General features: G+C 63.2%; 16 protein-coding genes. 9 read left to right on the top strand and 7 right to left on the bottom strand.

Translation table 11 applies throughout. The annotated features are described in order from the left end of the window. Positions 1-43: 43 nt before the first annotated feature. The 3 genes from BUC40_RS21060 to BUC40_RS21050 form a co-directional block, all read right to left on the bottom strand. Complete coding sequence (locus BUC40_RS21060) at positions 44-838, bottom strand: thiazole synthase (RefSeq protein ID WP_073268511.1); 795 nt, start codon at positions 836-838, stop codon at positions 44-46. Between the two features lie 45 nt (positions 839-883). Further along, positions 884-1,084: a sulfur carrier protein ThiS gene (thiS, locus tag BUC40_RS21055; RefSeq protein ID WP_073268509.1), complete on the bottom strand. Its 201-nt coding sequence runs from the start codon at positions 1,082-1,084 to the stop codon at positions 884-886. A gap of 93 nt (positions 1,085-1,177) precedes the next feature. Continuing rightward, positions 1,178-1,549, bottom strand: a complete 372-nt coding sequence (locus BUC40_RS21050) for a DUF423 domain-containing protein (protein WP_073268507.1) — start codon at positions 1,547-1,549, stop codon at positions 1,178-1,180. Positions 1,550-1,689: 140 nt separating this feature from the next. On the opposite strand from BUC40_RS21050, the gene mtgA reads away from it, so the two are divergent. Further along, the gene (gene mtgA, locus BUC40_RS21045; RefSeq protein ID WP_073268505.1) at positions 1,690-2,412 is read left to right on the top strand and encodes a monofunctional biosynthetic peptidoglycan transglycosylase; all 723 of its coding nucleotides are present in this window, start codon (positions 1,690-1,692) and stop codon (positions 2,410-2,412) included. A gap of 206 nt (positions 2,413-2,618) precedes the next feature. Here mtgA and rpoH read toward each other — a convergent pair whose 3' ends face one another. The 4 genes from rpoH to ftsY form a co-directional block, all read right to left on the bottom strand. Then, positions 2,619-3,473: an RNA polymerase sigma factor RpoH gene (gene rpoH / locus BUC40_RS21040; RefSeq protein WP_073268503.1), complete on the bottom strand. Its 855-nt coding sequence runs from the start codon at positions 3,471-3,473 to the stop codon at positions 2,619-2,621. Between the two features lie 132 nt (positions 3,474-3,605). Next, positions 3,606-4,622, bottom strand: coding sequence for a permease-like cell division protein FtsX (ftsX, locus tag BUC40_RS21035; RefSeq protein WP_073268501.1), 1,017 nt, complete (start codon positions 4,620-4,622; stop codon positions 3,606-3,608). Next, positions 4,619-5,290: a cell division ATP-binding protein FtsE gene (ftsE, locus tag BUC40_RS21030; protein ID WP_073268499.1), complete on the bottom strand. Its 672-nt coding sequence runs from the start codon at positions 5,288-5,290 to the stop codon at positions 4,619-4,621. The genes ftsX and ftsE overlap by 4 nt, the downstream gene beginning before the upstream one ends. After that, on the bottom strand, positions 5,290-6,717 hold the full coding sequence (ftsY, locus tag BUC40_RS21025; protein ID WP_073268497.1) for a signal recognition particle-docking protein FtsY: 1,428 nt from the start codon (positions 6,715-6,717) through the stop codon (positions 5,290-5,292). The genes ftsE and ftsY overlap by 1 nt, the downstream gene beginning before the upstream one ends. Before the next feature lie 399 nt (positions 6,718-7,116). Here ftsY and BUC40_RS21020 point away from each other — a divergent pair, with 399 nt between their 5' ends. The 8 genes from BUC40_RS21020 to BUC40_RS20985 all read left to right on the top strand — a co-directional run bounded on the left by BUC40_RS21020 (position 7,117) and on the right by BUC40_RS20985 (position 14,711). Then, a complete protein-coding gene (locus tag BUC40_RS21020) occupies positions 7,117-8,475 on the top strand; it encodes a M16 family metallopeptidase (RefSeq protein ID WP_073268495.1) in 1,359 nt (452 codons plus the stop codon). Beyond that, positions 8,468-9,958 carry a M16 family metallopeptidase gene (locus BUC40_RS21015; RefSeq protein ID WP_073268493.1) on the top strand — a complete coding sequence of 497 codons (1,491 nt, stop codon included), beginning with the start codon at positions 8,468-8,470 and terminating at the stop codon, positions 9,956-9,958. Before BUC40_RS21020 ends, BUC40_RS21015 begins: the two co-directional genes overlap by 8 nt. Continuing rightward, entirely contained in the window at positions 9,958-10,563 is a 606-nt protein-coding gene (gene rsmD / locus BUC40_RS21010) for a 16S rRNA (guanine(966)-N(2))-methyltransferase RsmD (protein WP_073268491.1), read from the top strand. The genes BUC40_RS21015 and rsmD overlap by 1 nt, the downstream gene beginning before the upstream one ends. Next, on the top strand, positions 10,556-11,122 hold the full coding sequence (locus BUC40_RS21005; RefSeq protein ID WP_073268489.1) for a hypothetical protein: 567 nt from the start codon (positions 10,556-10,558) through the stop codon (positions 11,120-11,122). Before rsmD ends, BUC40_RS21005 begins: the two co-directional genes overlap by 8 nt. Before the next feature lie 20 nt (positions 11,123-11,142). After that, on the top strand, positions 11,143-12,162 hold the full coding sequence (locus tag BUC40_RS21000; RefSeq protein WP_073268487.1) for a hydrolase: 1,020 nt from the start codon (positions 11,143-11,145) through the stop codon (positions 12,160-12,162). Between the two features lie 11 nt (positions 12,163-12,173). Next, positions 12,174-13,595: a coniferyl aldehyde dehydrogenase gene (locus tag BUC40_RS20995; RefSeq protein ID WP_073268485.1), complete on the top strand. Its 1,422-nt coding sequence runs from the start codon at positions 12,174-12,176 to the stop codon at positions 13,593-13,595. Positions 13,596-13,707: 112 nt separating this feature from the next. Continuing rightward, a complete protein-coding gene (gene coaD / locus BUC40_RS20990; RefSeq protein ID WP_073268483.1) occupies positions 13,708-14,190 on the top strand; it encodes a pantetheine-phosphate adenylyltransferase in 483 nt (160 codons plus the stop codon). 269 nt (positions 14,191-14,459) lie between these two features. Next, a complete protein-coding gene (locus BUC40_RS20985; RefSeq protein ID WP_073268480.1) occupies positions 14,460-14,711 on the top strand; it encodes a YfhL family 4Fe-4S dicluster ferredoxin in 252 nt (83 codons plus the stop codon).

Raw genomic sequence — 14,711 nt, 5'->3', positions numbered from 1 at the left:
GTTTTCAACGCAGCAGGGCCGACGCGCAGCTGATCGTGGAGAGTCAGCGGATCAGGCCGTCTAGTGGCGACGACGCACTGGCATAAAGTTTCTTCGGCATACGCCCGGCCAGATAAGCCATGCGCCCGGCGATGATCGCGTGCTTCATGGCTTCGCCCATCAGCACCGGGTTCTGGGCATGGGCGATGGCGCTGTTCATCAGCACCGCTTCGCAGCCCAGCTCCATAGCGATTGTCGCGTCGGAAGCAGTACCGACACCGGCATCCACCAGCACGGGAACCTTGGCTTCTTCGAGGATGATGCGCAGGTTGTACGGGTTGCAGATACCCAGCCCGGTGCCGATCAGGCCGGCCAGCGGCATCACCGCGATGCAGCCCATGTCAGCCAGCTGGCGGGCGATGATCGGGTCATCACTGGTGTAAACCATCACATCAAAACCTTCCTTGACCAGCACTTCGGCGGCCTTGAGGGTTTCGATCACGTTGGGGAACAGGGTCTTTTGGTCGGCCAGCACTTCCAGTTTGACCAGCTTGTGGCCATCAAGCAGCTCACGGGCAAGGCGGCAGGTGCGCACGGCCTCAACGGCATCGTAGCAACCGGCGGTGTTCGGCAGAATGGTGTAGCGATCAGGTGAAATCACGTCGAGCAGATTCGGCTCGCCCGGATTCTGACCGATGTTGGTACGACGCACCGCCACGGTCACGATCTCTGCACCGGACGCTTCGATGGCCGCACGGGTCTCGTCGAGATCCTTGTATTTACCGGTACCGACCAGCAGGCGCGACTGGTAGGTACGGCCGGCCAGAGTGAAGGGCTTGTCGCTGACAACGTGGCTCATGAAAATTCCTCTGCACAGGGGAGTTGGATGGGCGCGGCGCGGGGTTCAACCACCACCGATGGCATGGACCACTTCGAGGCTGTCACCGTCAGCCAGCAGCGTGCTGGCGTACTGGCTACGCGGCACGATGTCGAGGTTACGCTCAACGGCCACGCGACGCCCGGCCAGCTCCAGACGCTCGATCAGGTCAGCGACGCTGGCGCCTTCGGGCAGTTCGAGGGATTCACCGTTCAACTGGATATGCATGGCGACCCGTCACAACAGGAGAAAGGGCCGGCATTCTAGCCCGATCCCCGGCGATGACCAAGGCGCAGGCCAGCCATTGGTCTCGTGGGAGGTTCAGGCCATGCGCCAGGCCAGCATACCCAAACAAACCCAACCAGCCAGAAAAGCCAACCCACCGAACGGCGTAACGATGCCTAGCTTGCTGACGCCGGTTAGGGTCAGCAGATAAAGGCTGCCGGAAAACAGTACGATGCCGGCAGCGAAGAAGCCGCCCGCCAGATTCACCAGGCGGCCCGGCGCGACCATCGCCAGGATGGCCACGCCCAAGAGCGCCAACGCATGGATCAGTTGATAGTGAGTGCCGGTCTGGAACACGGCCAGATAATCAGCGCTCAGCCTGCTCTTCAGGCCGTGGGCCGCGAAAGCGCCCATGGCAACGCCCGAAAAACCGGCTAAGGCTGATAACAACAACCACAGGCGAACCATAACGCTCTCACCGATCCGAAAATGAGCGTGCAGTTTACGCCGCCCCTCGCTCCAGCGCGCGCCTCGGATTGCCGCAGCATTATCCGCAACCCCACCAGGCGCCGTATACTAATCGGCCAATCAAGCCTGGCTCCCTGCGCATGCTCCGATCCCTTCGCCGCCTCCTGCTGAAGCTGCTGCTCTGGTTCATTGCCGGCTCCTTCCTGTTGGTGCTCGCCCTGCGCTGGGTACCGCCGCCGGGCACGGCGCTGATGGTCGAGCGCAAGATCGAATCATGGTTCGACGGCAAACCGATCGACCTGCAGCGCACCTGGCGCTCCTGGGACCAGCTACCGGATGACCTGAAGGTAGCGGTTATCGCCAGCGAAGATCAGAAGTTCGCCAAGCACTGGGGCTTCGATGTCGACGCGATCAAGGCGGCGGTATCGCACAACCAGCAAGGCGGCTCGGTGCGCGGCGCCAGTACGCTGAGCCAGCAGGTGGCCAAGAACCTGTTTCTCTGGTCCGGCCGCAGCTGGCTGCGCAAGGGTATCGAGGTGTGGTTCACCGGGCTGATCGAGCTGCTGTGGCCCAAAGAACGCATCCTAGAGGTTTATCTCAACAGTGCCGAGTGGGCCGACGGCGTGTTCGGCGCCGAAGCCGCAGCTCAGCACCATTTCAAGATTGGCGCCTCCTACCTGTCGGCGCGACAGGCCAGCCTGTTGGCTGCAGTGCTGCCTAACCCACGGCAGTACGATGCGGGCCGCCCCAGCGGCTACGTCAACCAACGCGCCAACTGGATCCGCCGGCAGATGCGCCAGCTGGGCGGCAGCCACTATCTGGATCAACTGCAGGCGCCGCGGCCGCCGTTGTGGGCGAAGTAGGCTTCGGCAATGGCGCGATTTAATGTGGGAGCGGGCGGGGACACCTAGTCCATGCCCACGAAAGGAGCCTCCACTCAGAAGTCTGGAATTCGCGGGCATGGCCCGCTCCCACAATCCCCAAAAAGTTAAAATCAGCAGTAGGTCTGAATCGCCCAAACAAAAACGCCCCGAACACTGTCGGGGCGTATTGGGTATTGCGGGCCAAGTCAGGCGGCGATGGAGCCCTTGAGCTTGTTCATCGCATTCTTTTCCAGCTGACGGATACGTTCTGCCGACACGTTGTACTTGGCTGCCAACTCATGCAGCGTGGCCTTTTCTTCGGCCAGCCAGCGTTGCTGCAGAATATCGCGGCTACGCTCATCGAGCGCTTCCAACGCCTCGTGCAGGTTGGCACTGGAAGTGTCGCTCCAATCCTCGTCTTCCATCTGCCGAGCCGGATCGTAGCGGTGATCTTCCAGATACTGGGCCGGCGACTGGAACGCGCTGTCGTCGTCAGCATCAGCTGCCGGGTCGAAGGCCATGTCGTGGCCGGTCAGGCGGCTTTCCATCTCGCGCACTTCACGCGCTTCAACGCCCAAGCTTTCGGCCACGGCATTGACTTCGTCGTTGTTCAGCCAGGCCAGACGCTTCTTCTGGCTGCGCAGGTTGAAGAACAGTTTGCGCTGAGCCTTGGTGGTCGCGACTTTGACGATCCGCCAGTTCTTGAGAATGAACTCGTGGATTTCTGCCCGGATCCAGTGCACAGCGAACGACACCAGACGCACACCCATTTCCGGGTTGAAGCGTTTGACGGCCTTCATCAGGCCAACGTTGCCTTCCTGAATCAGGTCGGCCTGGGCTAAGCCGTAGCCAGAATAACTGCGCGCGATATGGACGACGAAGCGCAGGTGAGCCAATACCATCTGGCGTGCTGCTTCGAGGTCCTGCTTGTAGAAGAGATTACCGGCCAGCTCGCGCTCCTGCTCAGGCGTCAGCAGCGGAATGCTGTTAACGGCATGCACGTAAGCTTCCAGGTTGGCGCCTGGAACCAGAGCATGAACAGGTTGCAAGGAAGTGGACATTCGAATCCTCCGATTCACGAAACGTACGCAGTGTAGCACTGCGCAATATGACCGGAAGCCACCATCCTGGTTCCCCGGTCAATAGTCAATATCAATCAAATCAATAACTTGGCGAGGCGTCAAACTAGCGCCTTAGCGGGGGGCAAGCTCCCTCAGATGCCTCGCCACCGCCAGCCACGCACCGATATACCCCAACAGCACCGCTCCCAGCAATAGGGAGAAGCCGTCACCGGGCGGCACACCGGCCAAGGCGAAATCGCTGCCATACAAACCGGACAGACGCACCACGGCATCGTTCAACCAGTTCAGCCCAAAGGCCAGCACCAGCCACGACAGCACGCCGGCGCCCAGGCCATACAGCGCGCCCATATAAAGGAAAGGGCGGCGCACATAACTGTCGGTACCGCCGACCAGCTTGATCACTTCGATCTCGGTACGGCGGTTCTCGATATGCAGGCGAATGGTGTTACCGATCACCAGCAGCAGCGCCATGATCAGCAAAACCGTGAGGCCAAAAACGAAACGGTCGCCCAACTTGAGGATTGCGCTCAAACGCTCGACCCAGACCAAGTCCAGCTGTGCCTGCTCCACGTTGGGCAGTTCTGCCAAACGCAAACGCAACGCCTCAAGAGTGGCTTTGTCGACTTCCTTGGGCGTTACCAGCACAGCGCCGGGCAACGGATTGTTCGGCAACTCCTTGAGGGCTTCGCCCAAGCCTGACTGCTGCTGAAACTCTTCCAGGGCCTGTTCGCGACTGATCCATTCGGCTTCGGCCACGTCGTCCATGCCGGCGATTTCTTCGCGCAGGGCCTGGCCCTGACTATCGCTGGCGTCGATCTTGAGGAACACCGAGATCTGCGCAGCACGCTCCCAGGTGCCGCCCAGGCGCTCGACGTTGCCGAGCAGCAGCGAAAGGCCCATGGGCAAGCTCAGCGCCACGGCCATTACCAGGCAGGTAAAGAAGCTGCCGATCGGGTGCTTTCCAAGGCGACGCAAGCTGTCGACCAGACTGGCCCGGTGGCTTTCGACCCAGGCGCGTGCCAGGGTGCGGAAATCCGGTTCGTTGTCCGGGCCTTGCGGTTCGGCATTCTTGGGCGCCGCGCCTACGCGTTGCGACGGCTGCGGTGGCGGCATGCGGGAGGCGCTCATTCTGCAGCCTCCCCGTCGCCAATCAGGCGGCCGCGTTGCAGGGTAAGCATGCGGTGACGCATGCGCGCGATCAGTGCCAGGTCGTGACTGGCGATCAGCACGCTGGTGCCGAGACGGTTGATGTCTTCGAATACGCCCATGATTTCCGCCGCCAGACGCGGGTCGAGGTTACCGGTGGGTTCGTCAGCCAGCAGCAGCGCCGGCCGGTGGACGATGGCGCGGGCGATGCCGACGCGCTGTTGCTGCCCGGTCGACAGATCCCCGGGGTACAGCTCGGCCTTGTCGCTCAGCGAAACCCGCTCCAGCGCCGAGCCGACACGACGGCCGATATCGCTCTTGGACAGGCCGAGGATCTGCAGCGGCAGGGCCACGTTGTCGAACACGCTGCGGTCGAACAGCAACTGGTGGTTCTGGAACACCACGCCGATCTGCCGGCGCAGGAAGGGAATCTGCGCGTTGCTGATCTGCCCCAGGTCCTGCCCGGCCAGCAGCAGCTTGCCGGAGGTCGGACGCTCCATGGCCAGCAGCAAGCGCAGCAGCGTGCTCTTGCCGGCGCCGGAGTGGCCGGTGACGAACAGGAACTCGCCGCGGCGCACGCGGAAACTCAACTCATGCAACCCGACATGTCCGTTGGGGTAACGCTTGCCGACCTGCTCGAATCGGATCATCACTGCTCCCGCTGCTGGAAAAGCGCCTGAACGAAGGGTTCGGCCTCGAAGGTGCGCAGATCGTCGATACCTTCGCCAACACCGATGTAGCGAATCGGCAGGCCGAACTGCTTGGCCAGGGCGAAGATCACCCCACCCTTGGCCGTACCATCCAGCTTGGTCAGGGCCAGACCGGTCAAGTTCACCGTCTGGTTGAATTGTTTGGCTTGGTTGATGGCGTTCTGGCCGGTGCCGGCATCCAGCACCAGCAGCACTTCATGGGGCGCGCTGTCGTCGAGTTTGCCGATCACCCGGCGAACCTTCTTCAGCTCCTCCATCAGGTTGTCCTTGGTGTGCAGGCGGCCGGCGGTGTCGGCGATCAGCACATCAATGCCACGGGCCTTGGCAGCCTGCACGGCGTCGAAGATTACCGAGGCCGAGTCGGCGCCGGTGTGCTGGGCGATCACCGGGATCTTGTTGCGCTCGCCCCACACCTGCAGCTGCTCGACGGCAGCGGCGCGGAAGGTATCGCCAGCCGCGAGCATGACCTTCTTGCCCTCGCCCTGCAGCTTCTTGGCCAGCTTGCCGATGGTGGTGGTCTTGCCGGCGCCGTTCACGCCGACGACCAGAATCACGTAGGGGCGTTTGGCGCTGTCGATCTGCAGCGGCTGCTCGACCGGGCGCAGCATGGCGGCCAGTTCTTCCTGCAGCGCCTTGAACAGCGCGTCGCTGTCGGTCAGCTGCTTGCGCGCGACCTTCTGGGTCAGGCTGCCGATGATCGCCGTGGTGGCTTCGACGCCCACGTCGGCGGTGAGCAGACGGGTTTCGATCTCGTCGAGCAGGTCGTCATCGATGGTCTTCCTGCCGAGGAACAGGCTGGCCATGCCCTCGCCGATACTGGCACTGGTCTTCGACAGGCCCTGGCGCAAGCGGGCGAACCAGCCGCCCTTGTTGTCCGACGGTTTGTTCTGCTCGACGACTGGCTCACTGACCGCCTCGACCGGCGCGGCCACCACCGCAGCAGGTGTGGCAGGCACGGCATGAAGCACATCACTACCGGAAGCCAGCGGGGAAGGATGCTCCGCCGGCGCGGCCGGTTGTTCGGCGATGGGCTCGAGCAACGCTTCAGGACCATGACGGGTCGGCAGCGCTTCGCTGATTACCGTTTCCGGCTCGGCGGGAGCGGCAGATTCGCTGACAGCGGGGGCATCCAGCGCAGCGCTTTCGAGCGCCTGGGGCGTCTCGACAGGCACCTCGGCCTGCACGTCGGAAGCCGGCTCAGGCAGGGCTTGTGGCGCGGCAGCTGGGGCTTCGGCCTGCTCTTCGGCGGCGGCAGGCGCAGGCTCTGCTGGCTTCTTGCGCAACCAGCCAAACAGGCCGCGCTTTTCAGCTTTCTCGGCAATCGGCTCGGGAGCCGGAGTCTTGTTGTCGTCTTTTGAACCAAACATGGAGGACGGCTATCTCACTGGGGCGAACGCCTTGGCGCCTTCGCACGGGCTGGCTGAGGGGCTTGCAGGTGGACGGGCTAGGCTCCGTACGAAAAGTCTCCGAGCCAAGGTCAGGCGAGGCAAAAATCGGAGAGGAAGCGGAATGTACGAGTTGTACATGAGCATTCCGAACCGATTTTTAACGAAGCATCACCGAGCGCAGGTACTTTTCGTACAGAGCCTAATCGCAGACTGCCACTGCATAGACGTGGTCGCCGTTAAAACGGATGCGTATCCTAGCACCTCCGCAGCCGCCACGGCTAAGCCATGCGACCGTCCTGACGGCCTGCGACGACTACGCTGCACAGCGCTCATTTCGAGCGCAATCCCACGCCCGCGTGGTTCAACGAGGAGAGAGGTTTGTCCAGTTCACTTGCCCGCCATCTCGCCGGCCTGCTGCTGGCCGTTTGCGCCCTGCCCTTTGGGGCTCAGGCCGCGGCACCGCAACCCACCCACGAGTTCACCCTCGACAACGGCCTGAAGGTCATTGTCCGCGAAGACCACCGCGCCCCCGTGGTGGTCTCGCAGGTCTGGTACAAGGTAGGCTCCAGTTACGAGACTGCCGGCCAGACCGGCCTGTCCCACGCCCTGGAACACATGATGTTCAAGGGCAGCCGCAAGCTCGGCCCCGGTGAAGCCTCACTGGTGCTGCGTGACCTGGGCGCCGAAGAGAACGCCTTCACCAGCGACGACTACACAGCCTATTACCAGGTGCTGGCCGCCGACCGCCTGGGCGTCGCCTTCGAGCTGGAGGCCGACCGCATGGCCAGCCTGCGCCTGCCGCCGGAAGAGTTCGTGCGGGAAATCGAGGTGATCAAGGAAGAACGCCGCCTGCGCACCGACGACAAGCCGCTGGGACTCGCCTATGAGCGCTTCAAGGCCATGGCCTATCCGGCCAGCGGCTACAGCATTCCGACCATCGGCTGGATGGCCGACCTCGACCGCATGAGCGTGCAGGAGCTGCGTCACTGGTACGAAACCTGGTACGTGCCGAACAACGCCACGCTGGTGGTGGTTGGCGACGTCTCCCCGGAGGCCGTGAAAGCCCTGGCTCAGCGGTACTTCGGTGCGATCCCCAAGCGTGAGGTGCCGGCGGCGAAGATTCCACTGGAACTGGCAGCGCCCGGCGAGCGGCAGATCACCCTGCATCTGAAGACCCAGCTGCCTACCCTGATGATGGGTTTCAACGTGCCGGGTCTGCCGACAGCTAAAAACCCGCGTGACGTGCACGCCCTGCGCCTGATCGCCGCTCTGCTCGACGGCGGCTACAGCGCGCGCCTAGCCACCCGCCTGGAGCGCGGCGAAGAATTGGTGTCCGGTGCGGGCGCCAGCTACAACGGCTACACCCGCGGCGACAGCCTGTTCACCATTTCCGCGACGCCCAACGTGCAGACTGGCAAGACCCTCGAACAGACTGAAGCCGGCATCTGGCGCGAACTGCGGGATCTGCAGAACACCGCGCCGTCGGCCGAAGAACTGGCCCGCGTACGTGCCCAGCTAATCGCCGAGCTGGTCTATGACCGCGACTCGATCAGCAGCCAGGCCACCTCCATCGGCCAGCTGGAAACCGTCGGCCTGTCCTGGAAGCTGATCGACCAGGAGCTGGCCGAACTGGAAGCCGTGACCCCAGCCGACATCCAGAGCGCTGCCAAGACCTATTTCACCCGCGATCGCCTCAGCGTCGCCCATGTTCTGCCCGAGGAGAAGCGCGATGAGTAAGCGCAACGGCCCGCGCTATGCCCTGCTGGGCTTGTTCCTGATCGCCCTGCTGGCAGCCCTGGCCTTTACCGTCAAACGCGCACCGGACGCTGCCGAGCCTGCGGCCCAGGCCACGCAACCCGACGACAGCCAGTTGCAGTCACTGGCCGAGCTGGACGGCAAGGAACCCGCCCGCCGCAAGCTGGACATCCAGAGCTGGCAAACCGCAGAAGGCGCCAAGGTGCTGTTCGTCGAAGCCCGCGAGTTGCCGATGTTCGACCTGCGCCTGACCTACGCCGCCGGCAGCAGCCAGGATGGTGACGTGCAGGGCCTGGCGGTGCTGACCAATGCCATGCTCAATGAAGGCGTGCCCGGCAAGGACGTCGGTGCCATCGCCGCCGGCTTCGAGAGCCTGGGCGCCGAGTTCGGCAATGGTGCCTACCGCGACATGGCGGTTACCAGCCTGCGCAGCCTTAGCGCCGCCGAGCAACGCGAGCCGGCCCTGAAGCTGTTCGAGCAGGTGATCGGCCAACCGACCTTTCCGGCCGACTCCCTGGCGCGCATCAAGAACCAGATCCTCGCTGGCTTCGAGTTTCAGAAGCAGAACCCAGGCAAGCTGGCCAGCCTCGAGCTGTTCGAGCGCCTGTATGGCAAGCATCCCTACGGCCACCCGAGCGAAGGTACTGAGCAGTCGGTTCCCGGCATCAGCCGCGCGCAGTTGCAGGCCTTCCATGCCAAGGCCTATGCCGCTGGCAACGCGGTGATCGCCCTGGTTGGTGACCTGTCTCGTGAAGAAGCCGAAGCGATGGCTGCCGAAGTGTCCGCCGCGCTGCCCAAAGGCCCGGCACTGGCGAAGACCGTCGAGCCCGAAGCGCCGAAACCCGGTCTGACCCATATCGACTTCCCGTCCAACCAGACGCACCTGCTGATCGCTCAGCTGGGTATCGACCGTAACGATCCGGACTACGCCGCGCTCTATCTGGGCAACCAGGTATTCGGCGGTGGCGGCTTCGGCACCCGGCTGATGACCGAAGTGCGCGAGAAACGCGGGCTGACCTATGGGGTGTACTCCGGCTTTACCGGCATGCAGGCGCGCGGCCCGTTCATGATCAACCTGCAGACCCGCGCCGAGCTCAGCGAAGGCACCCTGCAACTGGTCAAGGACCTGCTCGGCGAATACATCGCCAACGGCCCGACCCAGGAAGAACTGGACGCCGCCAAACGCGAAATGGCCGGCAGCTTCCCGCTGTCCACAGCCAGCAACTCGGCCATCGTCGGCCAGCTTGGCGCCATCGGTTTCTACGACCTGCCGCTGACCTACCTGGAAGACTTCATGGGCCAGGTGCAGGCGCTCAGCGTCGAGCAGGTGAAGGCCGCCATGGCCAAACACCTGGATCCCGAGGCCCTGGTGATCGTCAGTGCCGGGCCAACGGTCGCGCAGAAGGAATTGCCACCACCCACAGACAAGCCGGCTGAACAGCCCGCTGGCGTTCCGGAGCACTGATGGCCAGAAGACCGACTTCCGGCAAAGCGCCCGTCGCCCATGGTGGCGACGGGCAGCTGCGCATCATTGCCGGCCAATGGCGCAGCCGCCAGTTCAGCTTCCCGATGGCCCATGGTTTGCGTCCGACGCCCAATCGCGTGCGCGAAACCCTGTTCAACTGGCTGGCACCTTACGTCGAAGCCGCCAAGGTGCTCGACCCCTTCGCCGGCAGTGGTGCGCTGTTTCTCGAAGCCTTGTCGCGCGGCGCCGGCAGTGCCCTGGCGCTGGACCTCAACCCGGCAGCCGTGACCAGCCTGCGCGGCCATCTTGCGACCCTGCACTGCGACAACGGCCAGGTGCTGCAGAGCGATGCTCTCGCCTACCTGCAGGGCCAGCCGGCCACGCCGTTCGATCTAGTGTTCCTCGACCCTCCGTTCAGCCAGGATTTGCTGCTGCCCGCCTGCACACTACTGGAAGAGCGCGGCTGGCTGGCCGACGATGCCTGGGTCTACACCGAGAGCGAACAGGTGCTTTCCAGCCTGGGCATGCCCGGCAACTGGCGCCTGCACCGCGAGCAGAAGGCCGGGCAGGTGCATTACGCACTTTGGGAACGCCGTGATGCTTGAGCTCATCCTGGCCTTGCGCAATGCGCTGGTCCAGCAAGGCCTGGAGCTGCGTGCACAAGAGGCCTCCGACTGGCAGGGTGAAATCCCCCTGCCTGCCGATATCGCCAGGTTCTACCGCGATATCGGCCCCGATAACTGCAACCTGGCCACCGCTGGCAATTCGTTTTTCATCCCGGCTCTGGCTCGCTTATGGAGAATGCAGGCCGGCTACCGCTGGCATGGCATCAGCGGTGAGCGCCTGACCGACTGGCATGACGACTGGCTGGCGGTTGCCGACCAGGGTGGTGACCCGTTCATCTTTGAGACAAGTAGTGGCAAGGTACTGCACGACCGCCATGGTGGCGGCAGCTGGCAGCCCGCACCGCTATTCGACAGCCTGGAACAGATGATCGCCTGCCTCGCCACATTCGACGCCGTCTGGAACAGTGCAGGTGAGGACATCTTTCTCGACGACTACAGCGTCAACCCACGGCACCGCGAGCGGCTGATCGACGCGCTGATCCCCTTGCTGAACAGCCGATCTGCCGCGCAATCGCTGGCCGACGAGTTAGGCTGGTAGTCAGTGTGACGGCCCAACAGATGAACGGCCGATCGCTCTTCACGGCTGCCTGGTGGCTGCCGGGCCCGCATTTGCAAACCCTGTGGGGCTCGCTGTGCCGCCGCCCACCCGCACTTGAGCGGCAACGCGAGCGCCTGTGGCTGGCAGACGGCGACTTTCTCGATCTCGACTGGCACGGCCCACACGACGCGCAAGCGCCGTTGGTGCTGGTGCTGCATGGCCTGACTGGCTCATCCAACTCCCACTATGTGCTCGGCCTGCAACGCCAATTGGCTGCCCAGGGCTGGGCCAGCGTGGCGCTTAACTGGCGTGGCTGCTCGGGCGAGCCCAACCTGCTGCCGCGCGGTTACCACTCCGGCGCCAGCGAAGACCTCGCCGAGACCGTTCACCACCTGCACGCCAAACGCCCTATGGCCCCGCTCTATGCCGTCGGCTACTCACTAGGCGGCAATGTGCTGCTCAAGTACCTGGGCGAAAGCGGCGCTGACAGCGGGCTGCAAAGCGCCGCCGCGGTATCGGTGCCGTTTCGCCTGGATCAATGTGCAGACCGTATCGGCATCGGCTTTTCGCGGGTCTATCAGGCGCACTTCATGCGCGCCATGGTGGCCTACGTGAAGGACAAACAGCGCTTGTTCGCCCATCAGGGCCAAGCCGATCGGCTGTCCATTCTGGAAAAACTCGGCCCGCTGGATGGCATGCGCACCTTCTGGGATTTCGACGGACGCATCACCGCACCGCTGCATGGTTTCGAAAACGCTGACGACTATTACCGGCGTTCGTCGAGCCGCTACTACCTGAGCCGCATCCAGACGCCAACACTGATGATCCAGGCCAGCGACGACCCGTTCGTCTACCCCCATAGCCTGCCCGAGGCCACTGAACTGGCGGCCTGCATCACCTTCGAGCTGCATGCCAAGGGCGGCCATGTCGGCTTCGTCGACGGCTCGCTGCGCCGGCCCGGCTATTATCTGGAGCGACGTATCCCGCAATGGCTACAGACGATTGAACGCGGTATACAGCAGCTCCCGGTGAGTTCGTAAAGGACAGCGGCATGGTCACCCTTTCAGACCCGCACGAGCAGGCGATTACTGCGCTGCAACAGTGTTTCCATGCGCAGCGCGAGGCCTTCATGGCCAACCCGATGCCATCTGCCGAGCAGCGTATCGCCTGGCTCGTCAGCCTCAAGGCAGCCCTGCTCCGAGATCAGGACGCGCTGATTCGCTGCATCAGTGAGGACTTCGGCAACCGCAGCGCCGATGAAACACTGCTCGCCGAGATGCTGCCCACCGTGCAGGGCATCCGCTATACGCGCAAACGCCTGCGCCGCTGGATGAAACCGTCGCGGCGACATGTCGGCCTGCCGTTCATGCCGGCATCGGCGCGGGTGATCTACCAGCCGCTCGGCGTGGTCGGCATCATCGTGCCGTGGAACTACCCGCTGTTTCTCGCCATCGCCCCGCTGGTCGGTGCGCTGGCCGCCGGCAACCGGGTGATGCTCAAACTCAGCGAAGCCACGCCCCGGACATCGCAACGTCTCAAGGAACTGCTGGCCAGCATCTTCCCCAAGGATCTGGTTGGCGTGGTGCTGGGCGAGGCCGAAATCGGTATGGCGTTCGCCAAGCTGCCGTTCGACCACTTGCTGTTCACTGGTGCCACCAGTATTGGCCGCCACGTGATGCGCGCGGCAGCCGAGAACCTCACACCAGTGACGCTGGAGTTGGGCGGTAAATCCCCCGCCATCGTATCGGCCGACGTGCCGTTGACCGACGCAGCCGAGCGCATCGCCTTCGGCAAGACCCTGAACGCCGGGCAAACCTGTGTGGCACCCGACTACGTTCTGGTACCCCATGATCGGGTAGACGGGTTCGTTGACGCTTACCGCCAGGCAGTCCAACGCTTTTATCCACAGGTCGACGGCAGCCGGGACTACACCAGCATCATCAACGCTCGCCAGCACCAACGCCTGAGTGATTACCTGAGCGACGCCCGTGACAAGGGCGCGACGGTCATCGAGCTGATCGCCGAAGGTGCGCAGCGGCGGATGCCGCAGACCCTGCTACTGAATGTCGATGACAGCATGCGCGTCATGCAGGATGAGATCTTCGGGCCCCTGCTACCTATCGTCCCTTATGGGCAACTGAGCGACGCCCTGACCTACATCGCCGCTCGGCCAAGGCCGCTGGCCCTCTACTATTTCGGCTACGACCGCAGCGAGCAGCAGCATGTGCTGCACCACAGTCACTCCGGCGGCGTATGCCTGAACGACACGCTGATGCACGTGGCGCAGGACGACATGCCCTTCGGCGGCATTGGCACCTCGGGCATGGGCCACTACCACGGCCACGAGGGCTTTCTTACCTTCAGCAAGGCCAAGGGCGTACTCATCAAACAACGTCTCAACCTCGCCCGGCTGATCTATCCGCCCTACGGCAAGGCGCTGCAGAAACTGGTCTACAAGCTGTTCATCCGCTGAAGCACGGCGCGATTAACGCCCACATCCGACTCCCGGACGGACCACCGACTTGGCCCGCGCGGGGGTGCTGCGCTACCATCCGACTCCCTAACGCGCCTGCCAGGACGTCACGATGAACCGAGTGTTATACCCAGGCACCTTCGACCCCATCACCAAGGGGCACGGCGACCTGGTCGAGCGCGCCGCGCGCCTGTTCGACAGCGTGGTCATCGCGGTCGCCGCCAGTCCGAAGAAAAACCCGCTGTTCTCTCTCGAGCAGCGCGTGGAGCTGGCTCGGGAAGTCACCAAGCACCTGCCTAACGTCGAAGTGATCGGTTTTTCCACACTGCTTGCTTCCTTCGCCAAAGAACAGGGTGCCAACGTGCTGCTGCGCGGCCTGCGCGCGGTGTCGGATTTCGAATACGAATTCCAGCTGGCCAACATGAACCGTCAACTGGCGCCGGAGCTGGAAAGCCTGTTCCTCACCCCGTCGGAAAAGTACTCCTTTATTTCCTCTACCTTGGTGCGAGAAATCGCCAACCTGGATGGAGATATCAGCAAGTTCGTGCACCCGGCCGTGGCCGATGCGCTGACCGAGCGTTTCAAGAACCGCTGATCCGGCAACGCCGACATGCCTGAGCGCCATATAGCGCGCGGGCGTGCGCTGACGGTGACAATCCGGCACAATCGCGGCTAGCAGGCCGTTGAAAAACGTGATCGAGGCAGCCAGTGCAAGGCAAAAACAGGCGAAAAAGCGGAGTGTACGAATAGTACATGAGCATTTTGAGCCTATTTTTAACGCCGCGATGGCAACGTAGATAGTTTTCAACAGTCTGTTTCCGTTTGACTGTGTCGCGGCCGCAGCCCGGCAGGAGCTTGCCTTTAATGTCCCTGATCATTACCGACGATTGCATCAACTGCGACGTCTGCGAACCAGAGTGCCCGAACGCGGCGATTTCCCAAGGTGAGGAGATCTACGTGATCAACCCCAACCTGTGCACCGAATGCGTTGGCCATTACGACGAGCCGCAGTGCCAGCAGGTCTGTCCCGTGGACTGCATCCCCCTCGACGAGAACAATGTCGAGAGCAAGGAACAATTGCTGGCCAAGTACAAAGCCCTCACCGGCAAGGCCTGA

The organism is Phytopseudomonas punonensis, assembly GCF_900142655.1.
GTDB lineage: Bacteria > Pseudomonadota > Gammaproteobacteria > Pseudomonadales > Pseudomonadaceae > Aquipseudomonas > Aquipseudomonas punonensis.
Note: the sequence above shows the minus strand (reverse complement) of the source record. Positions and strands in the feature narration are given on the sequence as shown.